This window comes from Synechococcus sp. UW86, assembly GCF_900474085.1.
In the GTDB taxonomy this organism is placed as follows: domain Bacteria; phylum Cyanobacteriota; class Cyanobacteriia; order PCC-6307; family Cyanobiaceae; genus Parasynechococcus.
In genome coordinates this window covers 18,527-33,493 of record NZ_UCNU01000009.1, presented here as the reverse complement: position 1 = coordinate 33,493, position 14,967 = coordinate 18,527, and the positions used below count along the sequence as shown (strand labels likewise).

17 protein-coding genes are annotated in these 14,967 nt (G+C 62.3%); 8 read left to right on the top strand and 9 right to left on the bottom strand.

What is annotated here, in order from left to right:
• The first annotated feature begins 20 nt into the window (after positions 1-20).
• The 6 genes from nuoH to DXY04_RS02575 are packed head-to-tail and all read left to right on the top strand — an operon-like array spanning position 21 to position 4,250.
• Entirely contained in the window at positions 21-1,139 is a 1,119-nt protein-coding gene (gene nuoH / locus DXY04_RS02600) for an NADH-quinone oxidoreductase subunit NuoH (RefSeq protein WP_170950528.1), read from the top strand.
• Positions 1,140-1,198: 59 nt separating this feature from the next.
• A complete protein-coding gene (ndhI, locus tag DXY04_RS02595) occupies positions 1,199-1,846 on the top strand; it encodes an NAD(P)H-quinone oxidoreductase subunit I (protein ID WP_115160871.1) in 648 nt (215 codons plus the stop codon).
• On the top strand, positions 1,843-2,442 hold the full coding sequence (locus tag DXY04_RS02590) for an NADH-quinone oxidoreductase subunit J (protein WP_038552703.1): 600 nt from the start codon (positions 1,843-1,845) through the stop codon (positions 2,440-2,442). The genes ndhI and DXY04_RS02590 overlap by 4 nt, the downstream gene beginning before the upstream one ends.
• The gene (gene nuoK / locus DXY04_RS02585; protein WP_038552705.1) at positions 2,442-2,771 is read left to right on the top strand and encodes an NADH-quinone oxidoreductase subunit NuoK; all 330 of its coding nucleotides are present in this window, start codon (positions 2,442-2,444) and stop codon (positions 2,769-2,771) included. The genes DXY04_RS02590 and nuoK overlap by 1 nt, the downstream gene beginning before the upstream one ends.
• An 18-nt stretch (positions 2,772-2,789) precedes the next feature.
• Complete coding sequence (locus tag DXY04_RS02580) at positions 2,790-3,740, top strand: NAD(+) kinase (RefSeq protein WP_115160870.1); 951 nt, start codon at positions 2,790-2,792, stop codon at positions 3,738-3,740.
• 3 nt (positions 3,741-3,743) lie between these two features.
• Positions 3,744-4,250 (top strand): CYTH domain-containing protein, encoded by a 507-nt coding sequence (locus tag DXY04_RS02575; protein ID WP_115160869.1) that lies wholly within the window; start codon positions 3,744-3,746, stop codon positions 4,248-4,250.
• A 208-nt stretch (positions 4,251-4,458) separates the two neighbouring features.
• On the opposite strand, the gene DXY04_RS02565 is transcribed toward DXY04_RS02575, so the two are convergent.
• On the bottom strand, positions 4,459-4,737 hold the full coding sequence (locus DXY04_RS02565) for a helix-turn-helix transcriptional regulator (RefSeq protein WP_011365335.1): 279 nt from the start codon (positions 4,735-4,737) through the stop codon (positions 4,459-4,461).
• Between the two features lie 67 nt (positions 4,738-4,804).
• Here DXY04_RS02565 and DXY04_RS02560 point away from each other — a divergent pair, with 67 nt between their 5' ends.
• A complete protein-coding gene (locus DXY04_RS02560; RefSeq protein ID WP_115160867.1) occupies positions 4,805-5,710 on the top strand; it encodes a methylenetetrahydrofolate reductase in 906 nt (301 codons plus the stop codon).
• Here DXY04_RS02560 and DXY04_RS02555 read toward each other — a convergent pair.
• The 6 genes from DXY04_RS02555 to DXY04_RS02530 all read right to left on the bottom strand — a co-directional run bounded on the left by DXY04_RS02555 (position 5,691) and on the right by DXY04_RS02530 (position 12,848).
• Positions 5,691-6,869 carry an NDP-sugar synthase gene (locus tag DXY04_RS02555; protein ID WP_115160866.1) on the bottom strand — a complete coding sequence of 393 codons (1,179 nt, stop codon included), beginning with the start codon at positions 6,867-6,869 and terminating at the stop codon, positions 5,691-5,693. The genes DXY04_RS02560 and DXY04_RS02555 overlap by 20 nt on opposite strands.
• 46 nt (positions 6,870-6,915) lie before the next feature.
• Positions 6,916-7,818 (bottom strand): segregation/condensation protein A, encoded by a 903-nt coding sequence (locus DXY04_RS02550; RefSeq protein WP_115160865.1) that lies wholly within the window; start codon positions 7,816-7,818, stop codon positions 6,916-6,918.
• Positions 7,819-7,876: 58 nt separating this feature from the next.
• A complete protein-coding gene (locus DXY04_RS02545; protein WP_115160864.1) occupies positions 7,877-8,278 on the bottom strand; it encodes a lipopolysaccharide assembly protein LapA domain-containing protein in 402 nt (133 codons plus the stop codon).
• Positions 8,279-8,345: 67 nt separating this feature from the next.
• Positions 8,346-9,983 (bottom strand): NAD(P)H-quinone oxidoreductase subunit 4, encoded by a 1,638-nt coding sequence (locus tag DXY04_RS02540; RefSeq protein WP_115160863.1) that lies wholly within the window; start codon positions 9,981-9,983, stop codon positions 8,346-8,348.
• 89 nt (positions 9,984-10,072) lie between these two features.
• Positions 10,073-12,082 carry an NAD(P)H-quinone oxidoreductase subunit 5 gene (locus tag DXY04_RS02535; RefSeq protein WP_115161245.1) on the bottom strand — a complete coding sequence of 670 codons (2,010 nt, stop codon included), beginning with the start codon at positions 12,080-12,082 and terminating at the stop codon, positions 10,073-10,075.
• A gap of 34 nt (positions 12,083-12,116) precedes the next feature.
• Positions 12,117-12,848, bottom strand: coding sequence for an NnrU family protein (locus tag DXY04_RS02530; protein WP_115160862.1), 732 nt, complete (start codon positions 12,846-12,848; stop codon positions 12,117-12,119).
• A gap of 81 nt (positions 12,849-12,929) precedes the next feature.
• Here DXY04_RS02530 and DXY04_RS02525 point away from each other — a divergent pair, with 81 nt between their 5' ends.
• Positions 12,930-13,919: a LysR family transcriptional regulator gene (locus DXY04_RS02525; RefSeq protein ID WP_115160861.1), complete on the top strand. Its 990-nt coding sequence runs from the start codon at positions 12,930-12,932 to the stop codon at positions 13,917-13,919.
• Here the strand turns inward: DXY04_RS02525 and DXY04_RS02520 are convergent.
• Both DXY04_RS02520 and DXY04_RS02515 read right to left on the bottom strand, forming a co-directional pair.
• Complete coding sequence (locus DXY04_RS02520; protein WP_115160860.1) at positions 13,910-14,545, bottom strand: DUF3172 domain-containing protein; 636 nt, start codon at positions 14,543-14,545, stop codon at positions 13,910-13,912. The genes DXY04_RS02525 and DXY04_RS02520 overlap by 10 nt on opposite strands.
• A complete protein-coding gene (locus DXY04_RS02515; RefSeq protein WP_025362552.1) occupies positions 14,542-14,889 on the bottom strand; it encodes an NAD(P)H-quinone oxidoreductase subunit M in 348 nt (115 codons plus the stop codon). Before DXY04_RS02515 ends, DXY04_RS02520 begins: the two co-directional genes overlap by 4 nt.
• Positions 14,890-14,967: the final 78 nt, after the last annotated feature.

The following is a 14,967-nucleotide window of genomic DNA, read 5'->3' as shown; positions in this document are numbered from 1 at the left end:
CCACTTCCGTCGACACCATGGTGAGTCCGGGACTGGACCTGGAATTGAGCTTTAGCCAGGCCCTGCAAGGGTTTGGCTTCTCCCCGGAGGTGGCGAGGCTGCTTTGGTTGCCGCTGCCGATGCTGCTGGTTCTGGTGGCTGCAGTGGTGGGTGTGCTTGTTTCGGTGTGGCTGGAACGCAAGATTTCTGCCGCCGTCCAGCAGCGGATCGGTCCGGAGTATGCCGGTGCCCTGGGCGTGCTTCAGCCCCTGGCCGACGGCCTGAAGCTTCTGGTCAAGGAAGACATCATTCCGGCGCGGGCCGACAGCCTGCTGTTCACCCTCGGCCCGGTGCTGGTGGTGGTGCCGGTGATCATCTCCTGGCTGATCATTCCCTTTGGCCAGAACCTGCTGATCAGCAATGTGGGCGTGGGGATCTTCCTCTGGATCGCCTTCAGCAGCATTCAGCCGATCGGCTTGCTGATGAGTGGCTATGCCTCCAACAACAAGTACTCGCTGCTCGGTGGGCTGCGGGCCGCGGCTCAATCGATCAGCTACGAGATTCCCCTAGCTCTGGCAGTGCTGGCCATCGTGATGATGACCAACTCGCTGAGCACGGTCGACATTGTGGGTCAGCAGACCGGTGCCGGCATCCTGAGCTGGAATATCTGGCGCCAGCCGGTGGGCTTCCTGATTTTCTGGATCTGTGCCCTGGCCGAGTGTGAGCGGCTTCCCTTCGACCTTCCCGAAGCTGAGGAAGAGCTGGTCGCCGGCTATCAGACCGAGTACGCGGGCATGAAGTTCGCCCTCTTCTACCTGGCGGGTTACATCAACCTGGTGCTCTCAGCAGTCCTGGTCAGCGTTCTGTACCTCGGTGGTTGGGGCTTCCCGATTCCTGTGGAGTGGCTGGCCGGCTGGTTGAACCAGCCCATCGATGCCCCCGTGGTGCAGGTGATCACGGGCACTGTTGGCATCGTGATGACGGTGCTCAAGGCCTATCTGCTGGTGTTCGTGGCGATCTTGCTGCGCTGGACCACCCCCCGCGTGCGCATTGACCAGCTGCTCGATCTTGGCTGGAAGTTCCTGCTGCCCCTGTCCCTGGTGAACCTTCTGGTGACAGCAGCCCTCAAGCTCGCATTCCCCGTTGCATTCGGCGGCTAGGTTTTCCTACCTAGGATTTCTTCCCTCCCGGCTCAGCTTCGTTCTCTCCCCTTCAGACCATGTTCGGCTTCCTCAAACAGGTCGGTGATTACACCCGGGATGCAGTCGATGCAGCCCGGAATCTGGCCCAAGGCTTTTCGGTCACCTTCGACCACATGCAGCGCCGTCCGGTCACGGTGCAGTATCCCTACGAGAAGCTCATTCCTTCCGAGCGTTATCGGGGCCGGATTCACTACGAGTTCGATAAGTGCATCGCCTGTGAGGTGTGCGTGCGGGTCTGCCCGATCAATCTTCCGGTGGTCGATTGGGTGATGAACAAGGCCACGAAGAAGAAGGAGCTGCGCAATTACTCCATCGACTTCGGCGTCTGCATTTTCTGCGGCAACTGCGTGGAGTACTGCCCCACCAACTGCCTCTCGATGACGGAGGAGTACGAGCTGGCGGCTTTTGATCGCCACAGCCTCAACTACGACAACGTGGCCCTCGGACGCCTTCCCACCAGCGTCACCACCGACCCCTCCGTTGTTCCCCTCAGGGAACTCGCCTATCTCCCGGCGGGCGAGATGGATCCCCACGGTGTTGCTGCCGATCGCCCCCGGGCTGGCCAGCTGCCGTCTCAGGTTTTGGAGACCCTCACCCCTCCTGCCAAGTCCTCTGCCAAGAATGAGGGACAATCCTCCAATGAGGCCAAGGAGGGCGACGCATGACCATCGCGACAACCACCGAGCTGATCTGTTTTCTGGTGCTGTCAGCCGTTGTGGTGATCGGCGCCCTGGGTGTGGTGCTGCTCAGCAACATCGTCTATTCCGCCTTCCTGCTGGGCGGGGTATTTACCGCCGTTGCAGGGCTTTACCTGCTCCTGAACGCCAGTTTCGTGGCCATGGCCCAGATCCTGGTGTATGTGGGCGCGATCAACGTGTTGATCTTGTTCGCGATCATGCTCGTCAACAAGCGGGAAGACCTCAAGGCCATCGCCAACCTCACCACGCGCCGTGTGGTGTCCGCCGGCGTCTGCGCCGGTCTGCTGGCGTTGCTGGTTCGTGTTGTGGTCACCACTCCCTGGTCGCTGCCCGGTCCTGCCGCCGTGGGTGAGGAAGCCACGGCCCGCATTGGTGAGCACCTGTTCACCGATTACCTCTTGCCCTTCGAGGTGGCATCGGTGCTGCTGCTGATGGCCATGATCGGCGCCATCGTCTTGGCCCGTCGTGATGTGCTGGCCACCGATGTGGTCACCGGTGAGGTGGCCGATCAAGGTCTGATTGAGAAGGCCCGTACTCCCCTGCTGATGAATCGAGCGGACTGATGAGCGATTTCCTTGCCACGCTTCCCTCCCTGCAGGCCTACCTCCTGGTGGCCGCGATGCTCTTCTGCATCGGTGTCTGGGGTCTGATCAACAGCCGCAATGCGGTGCGCGTGCTGATGAGCATTGAGCTGATGCTCAATGCCGTGAACATCAACCTGATGGCCTTCTCCTCCTTCGTGGATGGTGATCTAATTCGCGGCCAGGTCTTCGCTGTGTTCGTGATCACGGTGGCCGCTGCTGAGGCCGCTGTCGGTCTGGCGATCCTGCTGTCGCTTTATCGCAATCGCGTTACCGTCGACATGGAGCAGTTCAACCTGCTGCGCTGGTAACCCCCGCACACCTGGGTCATGCGTCTCGATCGGGTCTGGGTGATCTATCGGGCCGATAGCCAGCCTGCCCAGCGTGAAGCCCGGCAATGTGCCAAGGAGCTGAAAGCTCTCGGCTCCCATGTGGTTACCGCGATGTCGGGGCCGCGGGTGAATCCTTTCCCCGGTCTGCTGGCCGTTGAGGAGTCGTTGCCCGACCTGGCGCTGGTGCTGGGGGGAGATGGCACGGTGCTGGGGGCTGCCCGCCACCTGGCGGTGCATGACATCCCGATCCTCAGCATCAATGTGGGAGGCCATCTGGGCTTTCTCACCCATGACCGTCGTGTGTTGCGCGGCGATCAGATCTGGCAACGCCTTCAGGACGATCAGTTCGCGATCGAACGGCGCATGATGCTTCAGGCGATGGTGGATCGACGCTCCGCGGAAGATCGAGCGGCTTCGCCGGGTCCTTTGCAGCAGCCGGATCTCGAAGACGATGAAGAGCACCACTGGGCTTTCAACGACTTCTACCTGCGGGCCTATCGCGATGAGATTTCGCCCACCTGCACCCTGGAGCTCGAGATCGATGGGGAAGTGATCGACCAGGTGCGTGGTGATGGCCTGATCCTCTCCACCCCGACGGGGTCCACCGGGTACGCCCTGGCGGCAGGGGGACCGATTCTTCATCCCGGCATCGATGCCATCATCGTTGCCCCGATCTGCCCGATGAGCCTCTCCAGCCGAACGCTGGTGGTGCCTCCCCGAGCCAGGTTGGCGATCTGGCCCCTCGGGGCTGGGGATCACCGCATCAAGCTGTGGAAGGACGGTGTGGGCTGCACGGTGCTGGAGCCTGGGGAGTGCTGTGTTGTTCAGCAGGCGCGCCACCATGCCTTGATGGTGTTGCTCAATCAAAGCCCGTCGTATTACCGAACCCTCTCCCACAAGCTGCATTGGGCGGGAAGCCTGCACGCGTCTCAGCCCTCGCAGAATTGAGCCATGGCCCTTGAGATTGAAAGGCGCTTTCTCGTGCGGTCGGATGCCTGGCGCAGCAGTGCTAGCCCCGCACAGCCGCTGCGTCAGGGCTACCTGGCCGCCAGTGCCGACGGTGTGACAGTGCGGATGCGTCTGCGCGGATCGGATCAGGCCTGGCTCACCCTGAAGGCGGCGGCTGATGCCGTTGGCCTGGTGCGCCACGAGTTCGAATATCCGATTCCCGTGGCGGATGCCGAAGCCCTCTGGGATCTGGCACCGCACCGCCTGGACAAAGTCCGCTACGCCCTGGATTGCCCTGGTGGTGACTGGGTGGTGGATTGTTTCCAGGGCGAGAACGCCCCCTTGGTGCTGGCGGAGGTGGAGCTGGCATCGGCCCAGGCGGATCTGCTGATTCCGCCCTGGTGTGGCGAGGAGATCACCGGGGAATCCCGCTGGAGCAATGCGGTGCTGGCCCAGCATCCGGTTCAGTCCTGGCCCGAGGAGCAGCGTCGACGTTTTGGCCTGACGTAAGACCGGACTGGATTTGTCTTCAGATTTCCTTTAGCTTTGAGGTGTTCTGATTGGTGGCTCCTTCCAGTGGTGGGTCTGTACGACACAACTGGAATGCTTCGCTTCGCAGGCTCCAGCGTGGAGGCCTGTCTGGAATACGCCACGCTGTTTCAGATCCCTGTAGGCCCCACCTCCCTTCAAAGCTTGCCGGAGCCTGTCAGCTCCACGATCAGGCTGAGGGGGGATCGTGTTCTGGAAGGACGCAACAGTTGAAGCCGTCCCGGCAGATCTTGCCGTTGTCCATGGCCCAATTGAGCAGTGCCACCCGGTTCTTCGAGCCGGTTTTGGTGAACACGTTGCTCACATGGTTGTCCACCGTTCGTTTGCTGATGGTGAGACGGTCAGCGATTTCCTGATTGGTCAGTCCTTCGGCCACGAGCTCGATGATCTCGATCTCCCTGGCAGAGAGGGAGATCTCCAGAGGATCGGTACCGTCGAGGGAGGACATGGGCGACCACCGTTGGGATCATGCTAGTCCGGACGACCGGTCTGATCCTGCATAGTGGGCCGGTGAAATGGAACGAGATTTGAGCACGGCGCTGCAGCGCGCAATTGAGGCCGGGGATCAGGTGCTCACGGCCGAGGTGATGCCTCCCCGTGGAGCCGACCCCTCCCACATGTTGGCCATGGCCGCATCGCTGCAAGGCCGTGTCCATGCCGTGAATGTGACCGATGGCAGTCGGGCCGTGATGCGGATGAGCAGCCTGGCCTCCTGCAAGTTGCTGCTTGAGGCCGGTCTGGAGCCGGTGTTGCAGATGGCCTGCCGGGACCGCAACCGCATCGCCCTTCAGGCCGATCTGCTCGGGGCCCATGCCTTGGGGATCCGCAACCTGTTGTGTCTCACTGGCGATCCGGTGCGGGCGGGCGATCAGGCGGATGCCCGGCCGGTGAATGAGTTCGAGTCGGTGAAGCTGCTGCAGCAGGTGGATGCCCTCAATCGGGGCGTGGATCCCGTGCAGGGCACCCTGCCCGATGGGTCGACTACGCTGTTTGCCGGGTGTGCCGCCGACCCACAATCGAGGAGCTGGAGCGGTCTCCAGCGCCGGTTGCAGCGCAAGCAGGCGGCGGGAGCCCGCTTCGTTCAAACCCAGATGGTGATGGACCCTGAAGCGCTCGAGCGCTTCCAGCACGAACTGGCCGGCCCCCTGGGTCTGCCCGTGCTCGCTGGCGTGTTTCTGCTGAAGTCAGCCAAGAATGCCCGGTTCATCAACCGCGTTGTGCCGGGAGCCTGCATCCCCGATGCGTTGATCCATCGGCTGGAGTGCGCCGAGAATCCCGCCATGGAGGGCGTGGCCATCGCCGCTGAACAGGTGAAGCGCTATCTCGGCATCGTTCGTGGCGTGCACCTGATGGCAATCAAGGCCGAGGAGCGCATCCCGTTGATCCTGGATCGCGCCGGACTCAGCTCGCTGCCTGGGTGAGGTCGGTGCCGAGCAGCTCCGCCATGGCTTTCTGCTGCGGGGAAGGCTCCACAAGGTCCTGACGACGGGCATCGGTGATCAGCCAGTCGAGCGAGGCCTCCTGCAGATCGAAGTGATCACCGTCCTTGCCCACGCAGTAGCGGCCGAACACCAGCTTCTCGAGCAGCTGAACGCCGGGGCCGATGCGCGAGTAGTCAAAGATGATCGAGTTGTCGACCGTGGCGCCCTCGCAGATGTGGCAGCTCGGCCCGATCATTGTGGGTCCGATGATCGTTGCGCCGTCCTCGATCTTGGTCATGCCGCCCACGTAGACGGGGCCGGAGACGTTGATCTTGTCCCAGTTGGCGGCCACATTCAGACCGGTGTAAACCCCGGGACGCACCTCCTTGCCGGGGATGCCCACCTGACGCACATCCCCCATCAACACACTGCGGATGGCTTGCCAGTAGTCCGGAACTTTGCCGATATCCACCCACTCGAAATCCATCGGGATGGCATAGAAGGGTGCCCCCAGCTCGGCCAGCTTCGGGAACAGATCGGAGCCGATGTCGAAGGACTGACCCGAGGGGATGTGCTCAAAAACCTCCGGTTCAAAGATGTAGATGCCGGTGTTGATCGTGTCGCTGAGGGCTTCCTCAACGCTGGGCTTTTCCTGAAAGCTTGAAATTCTGTTCTGCTCATCGGTGACCACAACCCCGTAGCTGCTCACCTGATCCTTCGGGACCCGTTTGGTCACGAGACTGGCGATCGCACCCTTTTCTTTGTGCAGCCTTACCGCTTCGCTGAGATCAAGGTCGATCAGCGCATCGCCGCAGAGCACCACGAAGGTGTCGTCAAAGAAGTGCTGGAAATCCTGGATTTTTTTGAGCCCGCCAGCAGACCCCAGGGCACTGCCGATCAGTTCGCCGTCTTCAATCCGTCCTTCAAAGCTGTAGGCAATTTCAACCCCGAAACGCTGGCCATCCCGGAAGTAATTTTCAATCTCTTCGGCCAGGTGGGAGACGTTCACCATCACTTCGGTGAAACCGTGCTCCTTGAGCAGTTCCAGCAGAAATTCCATCACCGGCTTCTGCAGGATCGGAATCATTGGCTTGGGGATCACATGGGTGATCGGTTGGACCCGCGTCCCCTTACCAGCCGCCAGAATCATCGCCTTCATTGGCGTTTGGTCGGGTCAATACAAGGTAGTGACCATAGACCCGGTCTTAGGCCGCCACGACCGTCCGGGTCGGCGACGGATCTGGCACCTGAAGGCTGCGGATCGGCAGTTGCGTTGCAGTGCCACTCGCGGGGATGAATTTCAGTCGCAGCGGTCCGTGGAGCCAACCCTCCTGCTCCAGCTCAACCCGTCCCTGGGAGGAGAGAAACAGCAGGGCCCAGAACACCCCGACCCGGTCACGGTCCAGGTCCGCCGCGGCGGCCACCTCCCACTGATCCACCAGTTGATCGAAGCCCACCCAGTCCAGGGCGGTCTCCCAACCGTTCAGAAACACCCCCAGTGCTGCGGTTGTTTCCGGCAGCTTTTCGCGGTGGGCCAGTCCGGCCACCTGGGCGATGGCTTCACGGTTGCTGTAGCGCTTTTGCCGTTTGCGGCGCCGTGCCTCGAGTTCGTCTGATTCCAGCTGCTCGGCAATTGTTTCCAGCTGTTCGATCAGCTCCCCGAGGGTGACGGGGCGACGCAAGGGCGGTGGCGCCACGGGCCGCCGCTGCAGATGGCGTTCCGGCCGTCGGGGCAGATCAAAGGCCGGATCCAGCCAACCTTGCTCATCGAAGTCGGCATCGAAGTGATCTTCGACTTCAGGCGGCGGCGGCAACATGCTGGTTTCGAGCATCTCCGCCTTGAGTCCCACCAGCACGGAGGCGGCCAGGAAGGCTTCGCTGCTGTCAGCCAGATCCCGTTCGTAGCTGCCGCCCCGTCCGGCCAGGGCGGCCGCCACCTGCCCGGGAACTTCGATGCGTTGCCGGAGTTGATCCAGAAAGCCGTCGATGACGGCAATCACATCCACATCCCAGGGATCGAGATCGCCCCGCTCCGCTGCGTCCTGCAGCAGCCGAATCGCAAGGCGGGCTCCAGCATCAGCGCCGTCGTTGGGGGCCACCTGGAGCAAGTCAATTCACCCTTTCCCGGCAAGGTATCGGTCCTCAACCGGTGTCGCCAGTGCTGCCTCAGGCCGCGCTGCTGGCATCGGTGACCTCCGCCTGGTCGCTGTCATCGCTCTCGGCACTGGTCGCGCTGACGGTGGTCGCGGGGAGGAGGCCCAGCTGGGTTTCAACGGTGGAGCGGTAACGGCTGAGGTCGGTCTCCAGTTCCTGGATCCGCACCTGCTGTGCTTCGTATTCGTTCGCCTTGCTGAACTGTTCAACGTTGTTGAGCATCCCGGTCCAGGCGGCGAAGAACCAGGCCGACACGGCTCCCAACCCCGCTGCCAGCAGCAGCAGACCCGCCAAAGGCAGGGTGTACTCGACCCCGGGCAACACGTGAACCGTCGTGGGGCTGGTGTTCGCCAGGGTGAAGAACACCGTGATCAGGCCGAAGCTGAAGATCAGGCCGAAGTTGATCTGACGCATGGCAGGGGAGCGTTCCCCTGGAACTTACGGACGGTTGGCTGGGAATGAATCGGAATCGATACGTGATTTATGACGCGCCCACGGCGGGGGCCTGGATGACTGCTGGAACGGGCGCCTGACCTCGAATCAGGGGGGCCGTTGGTGAGATCACTTGTTCCATCGCACCCAGGTTTCGGTTCACCAGGGCTTCAATCGAGCTGCGGTAGCTGTCGGTCATCAGTTTGGGGTACAGCCCGATTCCGATGATCGGCACCAGCAGGCAGCCGATGATGTACACCTCGCGCGGCTCCGCATCCACCAGGTTGGTGTGGGACACCAGCTCCTCTTTTTCCTTGCCGAAGAAGATCTCGCGAAGCATCGAGAGCAGATAGATCGGTGTGAGGATCACGCCGACGGCGGCCAGCCCGCAGATCACCACGCGGAAGGGCAGGGTGTAGGCCTCATCCGTGGCGAAACCAGCGAACACCATCAGTTCGCTCACGAACCCGCTCATGCCGGGCAGGGCCAGGGAGGCGAGGGCACACACCGTCCAGAGCGCGAACATGATGCGCATTTTCTGGCCGATGCCTCCCATCTCATCCAGCTGAAGCGTGTGGGTGCGGTCGTAGGTGGCACCCACGAGGAAGAACAGGCTGGCGCCAATCAAGCCGTGGCTGATCATCTGCAGCATGGCGCCACTGGTGCCCAGGGCACTGAAGCTGCCCACGCCGATCAGCACGAAGCCCATGTGGCTGATTGAGCTGTAGGCGATCTTTCGCTTGAGGTTGCGCTGGGCGAAGGAGGTGAGGGCGGCGTAAATGATGTTCACCACCCCCAGCACGATCAGCAGTGGGGCGAACTGAGAGTGGGCCGCTGGCAGCAGTTCACAGTTGAAGCGCAGCAGGGCATAGCCGCCCATCTTCAGCAGGATGCCGGCCAACAGCATGTGCACCGGTGCCGTTGCTTCGCCATGGGCATCCGGCAGCCAGGTGTGCAGGGGCACGATCGGCAGCTTCACGCCGAAGGCGATCAACAGCCCGGCGTAGCAGAGCAGTTGAAAGCCCGTGCCGAAGTCTTTGGCTGCGAGAGCGGTGTACTCAAAACTGGGGGTGCCGCCGCCGAAGAAGCCCATGGCCAGGGCGGCCAACAGGATGAACAGGGAGCTGCCGGCGGTGTAGAGGATGAATTTGGTTGCGGCGTACTGGCGTTTCTTGCCGCCCCAGATGGCCAGTAGCAGATACACAGGAATCAGTTCCAGCTCCCAGGCCAGGAAGAACAGCAGCATGTCCTGCACGGCGAAGACCGCGATCTGGCCACCATCCATGGCCAGCAGCAGGAAATAAAACAGCCGCGGTTTGAAACTCACCGGCCATGCCGCTAGGCAGGCCAGGCTGGTGATGAAGCTGGTGAGCAGGATCAACGGCATTGAGAGCCCGTCGGCTCCCACCGCCCAGGTGAGGCCAAGATCCGGCAGCCAGCTCACCCGTTCTGAAAGCTGCAGACCACTCAGGCTGGGGTCATAGCCGGTGAGGTAGGCCGCAACGGTGATCAGGAAGGTGATCAGCGTCACGATCAGGGCGTACCAGCGCACCTGTTTGCCCTCGCCTTTGTCTGGAACCAGCGGAACCAGCAGGGCACCCACAATCGGCACCAGGATCGACAGGCTCAGCCATGGAACGGTGGCCTGCACCGGATCGCTGAGTCCGGCGACTGCGAATTCGACCACGCTGATCCGACACTCACTGGGTCGATCGTAGAAATCATGGCCGCTGTGTCATCACCTCGATAGGCGATGACACACATGGACGATGAGCTTTATGCGATCGGCCCTCCGATCACGCCGAACAGCACCACCAGGCCGATCACGCCGGCAAACACAATCAGGGCATAGAACTGGGCCCGTCCGGTCTCGAGATATTTGAGACCTTCGCCGCTGCCGAGGGTGAGCAGGCCGGTGAGGTTGACCACGCCATCCACCACTTTGGCGTCAACTTCGAGCACCTCCCGCGCCAGTTTGCGGCTGCCGCGAACGAACAGCTTCTCGTTCACCACATCGAGGTACCACTTGTTGGCGAGGAAGGCATTCACCGCCGGGAAGCGGCCGGCCACCAGCTGCCCCAGATCAATCCGACGCAGGGCATAGGCCAGAACAGCCAGGCTGATGCCGGCAACGGAGATGGCAACGGAGGCGCCCGCCAGGGGGAGAAACTCTCCCCAGCTGAACTGTTCGGCCATCTCGAGGGCTTCTTCCGGATTGAGAAGGCCCGCAAAGCGGCTGTTCCAGGGGGTGCCCAAGAGGCCAATCAGCACCGATGGCACCGCCAGCACCGCCAAGGGTGCTGCCATGGGCCAGGCCGACTCATGCACGCTGCCGCCATGGGCGTGGTGCTCTGCGGGATCCTTGCCGGCTGCGGTCAGCAGCTGGGCCTGCATGGCGGTGTCATTGCCGCGGAACTCACCTTCAAAGGTGAGGAAATAGAGGCGGAACATGTAGAAGGCCGTCATCCCCGCCGTCAGGAAGCCCACCACCCAGAGCAGCGGGTAGCTGTTGAAGGCCTGGCCAAGAATTTCGTCCTTGCTCCAGAAGCCGGCCAGGGGCGGAATGCCACTGATGGCGATGCAGCCGATGAAGAAGGTGATCGAGGTGACGGGCATCTTTGTGCGCAGGCCGCCCATCAGGCGCATGTCCTGGGCAAGAACGGGCTCGTGGCCCACCACCTCTTCCATGGCGTGGATGACGGAGCCTGATCCCAGGAACAACATCGCCTTGAAGAAGGCATGAGTCACCAGGTGGAAGATGCCGGCGACCGGGGCACCGCAACCCATCGCCAACATCATGTAGCCGAGCTGGGAGACGGTGCTGTAGGCCAGACCCTTCTTGAGGTCCATCTGGGTGAGGGCAATGGAAGCCCCCAGGAAGCAGGTGATCGTGCCAACGACGGCGATCACGGTTTGAACGACGGGGAACTGGGCGTAGAGGGGATCGAGGCGGGCCACCAGGAACACCCCTGCTGCCACCATCGTTGCGGCGTGAATCAGTGCTGAAATCGGCGTCGGGCCCTCCATGGCATCGGGCAACCAGACGTGGAGGGGGAACTGGGCCGACTTGGCCATCGGACCCATGAACACCAGCAGGCAGAGCAGCAGCGCTGCCCATGGGGCCACCGTTCCGGCGGCCAGGCCGTTCTGCAGACCATCGGCGATTCCCTGGAAATCGAAGCTCCCGGTGGCCCAGAACAGGCCAAGGATGCCCAGCAGCAGGCCGAAGTCACCAACCCGGTTCACCACGAAAGCCTTCTGAGCGGCGTGGGCGGCACCGTCGCGGTCGTACCAGAAGCCCACCAGCAGGTAGGAGCACATGCCCACCAGCTCCCAGAAGACGTAGATCTCCAGAAGATTGGGGCTGATGATCAGACCCAGCATGGAGCTGCTGAACAGCGCCAAGTACGTGAAAAAGCGCACATAGCCCTTGTCATGGGCCATGTAGCCGTGGGAATACACCAGCACCAGCAGGGCGATGGTGGTGACCAGCGCCAGCATCACCGCACCAAGCGGATCCACCACGTAGCCCATCGGCAGAACGAAGCTGCCAGCACTGGCCCAGACGAACAGATGCTCGACCGGTGGCGCCCCATTGAGCTGGTTGAACAGGATGCTGTAGCTGAGGGCCGCAGCTGCGCCAACGCAGGAGATCAAAAGCAGCGCAACGGGTTTGCGCAACCGATTGATCGTGCGGTTGAAGCTGATCAATCCCAACCCGGTTAGCACTGCGCCGAGCAGGGGCAGAACCGGAATGAGCCAGGCGAGTTCCTCGGCCGAGGGCATCCGCATAAAGGAGGTTGAAGCGAGTGTAGGCAGCTCAGCCCAGCAGGTTCTGGAGTGCTGAATTGCGCATCAACTCAGCAGCCGTCGGAATGAAGCGATGGGCCCACCAGAACACGCCGACGGCGATGGCGATGCCCAGTTGTGCCGGTCGAACGAATTCCTGCCACTGCAACTGCTGGCGTCCATCCAGCACCGCTGCGAAAGGCACGATCGAGGTGCTGGCCTTGAGCTCGTCAAAGGCTTCGCCGAAGCGGGCCTTCAGGCGCCGGTCGCCATGCCAGACGGCGAAGAGGTGATGGCCGATCAAGCCCACGCAGGTCACCAGCATGAAGCTGCTGCCGATCCAGAGGGCGTGGGTGAGGCACCAGAGGATTTGCCCGATGGCCTGGGGATGGCGGCTGATGCGGATGATCCCCGTGGCGTAAAGACGCACCTGCGGTTTCAGCACCGCCGGGATCTCCAGCAGGTTGTAGGTGGCTGGATAGAGGAAGAGAAAACTGATGGCGGTTCCGATCCACACGAGCGGAATCACCCCAGGTACGCCCTGGAGATTCCACAGCCGCATCCCGTCGTAGCGATGGGCCAGGAACCATCCGATCACCACCACGGCCGAGGGAATGCTGGCTGCCGCGAAGATCAGGCGCCAGGCCCGTGCTCCGATCACGGCCTCAGCCCGGCTGCGCAGGGCAGCACCACCGCTGTGAATCACGGCAAACAGGATCAGCAGCACCAGCATCACGACGCTGCTGTGGTGGGTGGAGGCCATGGCGGCTGCGTTGGAAGGGCGTGATTCTGGCTGTCGGACGTGGCGGTCCTAAATTTCTGGTGTTCCTCCGGGTGTTCCGCGGTGGCCGATCTGCCGTTCACCCTCGACCAGCTGCGGATCCTTCGCGCGATTGTTAGTGAGGGCAGCTTCAAGAAAGCCGCCGACAGTCTTTACGTCACCCAGCCCGCCGTCAGCCTTCAGATCCAGAACCTGGAGAAGCAGCTGGAGGTTTCGTTGTTTGATCGCGGCGGGCGCAAGGCGCAGCTCACTGAGGCTGGCCATCTGCTGCTGAGTTACTGCGACCGGATCCTGAGCCAGTGCCACGAAGCCTGTCGGGCCCTGGATGATCTCCACAACCTCAAAGGTGGATCCCTGATCGTGGGGGCAAGCCAGACCACCGGCACCTACTTGATGCCCCGGATGATCGGCCTGTTCCGCCAGAAATATCCGGACGTGTCCGTGCAGCTCCAGGTCCACAGCACCAGACGCACGGGCTGGAGTGTGGCCAACGGTCAGATCGACCTGGCGATCATCGGTGGTGAATTGCCGGCGGAACTCAATGAACTGCTGCAGGTGGTGCCCTACGCCAGTGATGAGCTGGCGCTGGTGCTGCCGGTGAAGCACCCCTTGGCCCGACTGGCTGAACTCACCAAGGAAGACCTGTATCGCCTGGGCTTCGTCTGCCTCGATGCGCAATCCACCACCCGGAAGATGGTCGACCAGCTTCTGGCGCGCTCCGGCCTGGATGTGCAGCGCCTGCGCATCGACATGGAGCTGAATTCGCTGGAAGCCATCAAGAACGCCGTTCAGGCGGGCCTGGGCGCCGCCTTTGTTCCCGTGGTGTCGATCGAGCGGGAGTTATCGTCGGGAACGATTCATCGGCCCCAGGTGGCTGATCTGCAGGTGCGGCGCCAGCTCAAGTTGATCACCCATCCCGCCCGCTACTGCTCACGCGCCTCGGTGGCCTTCCGCAATGACGTTCTGCCCGTCTTTGCCAGCGCTGACAGCCCAATTCGTCAGGCAGCGAAGGTCGTGCCTGAAGCGATCGGGGAGCAACTGGTTCAGAACTGATCGGCCTCGGGTGTCACGCCCACAGCGTCATCTGCCACGCCTCGGGTGAGGAATTTGTTCTCACTTATATCGGTTTGGTAGACGCAGCGCACCACGGGCTTGTCCCGAACGGAGCCGATGTAGGCAAAAGTGTTCATCCGCTGTTTGCACTCACGCTCCTGCTCGGCGGTGATGGCCCCCTCCTTGCGCAGCACCGACCAGTTCTCCCGACGGATCACACAACCCGGTTGCAGGGTTGGCTGGGTCACAAAGCTGCTGGAGGGGTTGAGCGTCGTGTACATCTCGATGTCCATGACGAAGGCGCTCGCCCCCCACTGGCGGCAGAACTCCGGGTCGGGAACGGCCATGTCCAGTTGCTGGGAGCTGGCGATGTTTCCCTGGTCGCCCGTGGTGGTGCTGGTGACAGCGCTGCCGATGCCGATTCCCACCACGAGAACTCCTGCCAAGACGGCCACGGTGAGGGTGCTGAATTGAAAGCCGCCCTGGCCACCTCCTCCACCTGGTGGGGGGCCGGGAGGACGGCCGTATCCGCCACGGGGAGGAGCGTCGTAACGATCCCGCTCACCGCGGTCGTAGCGGCCATCACGCGGTCGGCGGCTGCCGCGGTCGTAGCGCGAGCCGGTCACAACAGTTCTGGGGTACGGGGCAGGCCCATGGAGAAGTTCTGCACGCGGCCATCCGGGTTGTAGCTGAGTTCTCCGGCCTGGAGCAGTTGCCGGATGAATCCCTCCAGGTCTGTACCAATGCGGCGCAGGGTGTAGTCACTCAGTTCGCCACCGGCTGCGGCATCAACCAGTTCCTTGAAGCGTCCCTGCACCTTGGCGAGGCTGGCGGCATCCCAGAGAAATTCGTTGTCGGGATCCAGATCCAAGGTCAGTTGGTCATCCGAAGGAACCAGATCCTCCTCTTGAAGCGCTGCTGTGAACAGGCGCACGTGGCGGGTGGTGCACTTGAGAAGGGTGTCAGCCAAGACGCGCCCACGGGAAAGCTGACACGACTTTAAGAAGCGAACGGGGGTCAAGCCCTTTTAAGGTTGGTTTCACTTTCG

What these genes read in the sequence shown, in the direction of transcription:
- DXY04_RS02555 (WP_115160866.1), bottom strand. Translation starts at nt 6,869, where the DNA reads ATGAAGGCGATGATTCTGGCGGCTGGTAAGGGGACGCGGGTCCAACCG.
- DXY04_RS02590 (WP_038552703.1), top strand. Translation starts at nt 1,843, where the DNA reads ATGACCATCGCGACAACCACCGAGCTGATCTGTTTTCTGGTGCTGTCA.
- DXY04_RS02535 (WP_115161245.1), bottom strand. Translation starts at nt 12,082, where the DNA reads ATGCCCTCGGCCGAGGAACTCGCCTGGCTCATTCCGGTTCTGCCCCTG.
- DXY04_RS02560 (WP_115160867.1), top strand. Translation starts at nt 4,805, where the DNA reads ATGGAACGAGATTTGAGCACGGCGCTGCAGCGCGCAATTGAGGCCGGG.
- DXY04_RS02545 (WP_115160864.1), bottom strand. Translation starts at nt 8,278, where the DNA reads ATGCGTCAGATCAACTTCGGCCTGATCTTCAGCTTCGGCCTGATCACG.
- ndhI (WP_115160871.1), top strand. Translation starts at nt 1,199, where the DNA reads ATGTTCGGCTTCCTCAAACAGGTCGGTGATTACACCCGGGATGCAGTC.
- DXY04_RS02580 (WP_115160870.1), top strand. Translation starts at nt 2,790, where the DNA reads ATGCGTCTCGATCGGGTCTGGGTGATCTATCGGGCCGATAGCCAGCCT.
- DXY04_RS02575 (WP_115160869.1), top strand. Translation starts at nt 3,744, where the DNA reads ATGGCCCTTGAGATTGAAAGGCGCTTTCTCGTGCGGTCGGATGCCTGG.
- nuoK (WP_038552705.1), top strand. Translation starts at nt 2,442, where the DNA reads ATGAGCGATTTCCTTGCCACGCTTCCCTCCCTGCAGGCCTACCTCCTG.
- DXY04_RS02565 (WP_011365335.1), bottom strand. Translation starts at nt 4,737, where the DNA reads ATGTCCTCCCTCGACGGTACCGATCCTCTGGAGATCTCCCTCTCTGCC.
- DXY04_RS02530 (WP_115160862.1), bottom strand. Translation starts at nt 12,848, where the DNA reads ATGGCCTCCACCCACCACAGCAGCGTCGTGATGCTGGTGCTGCTGATC.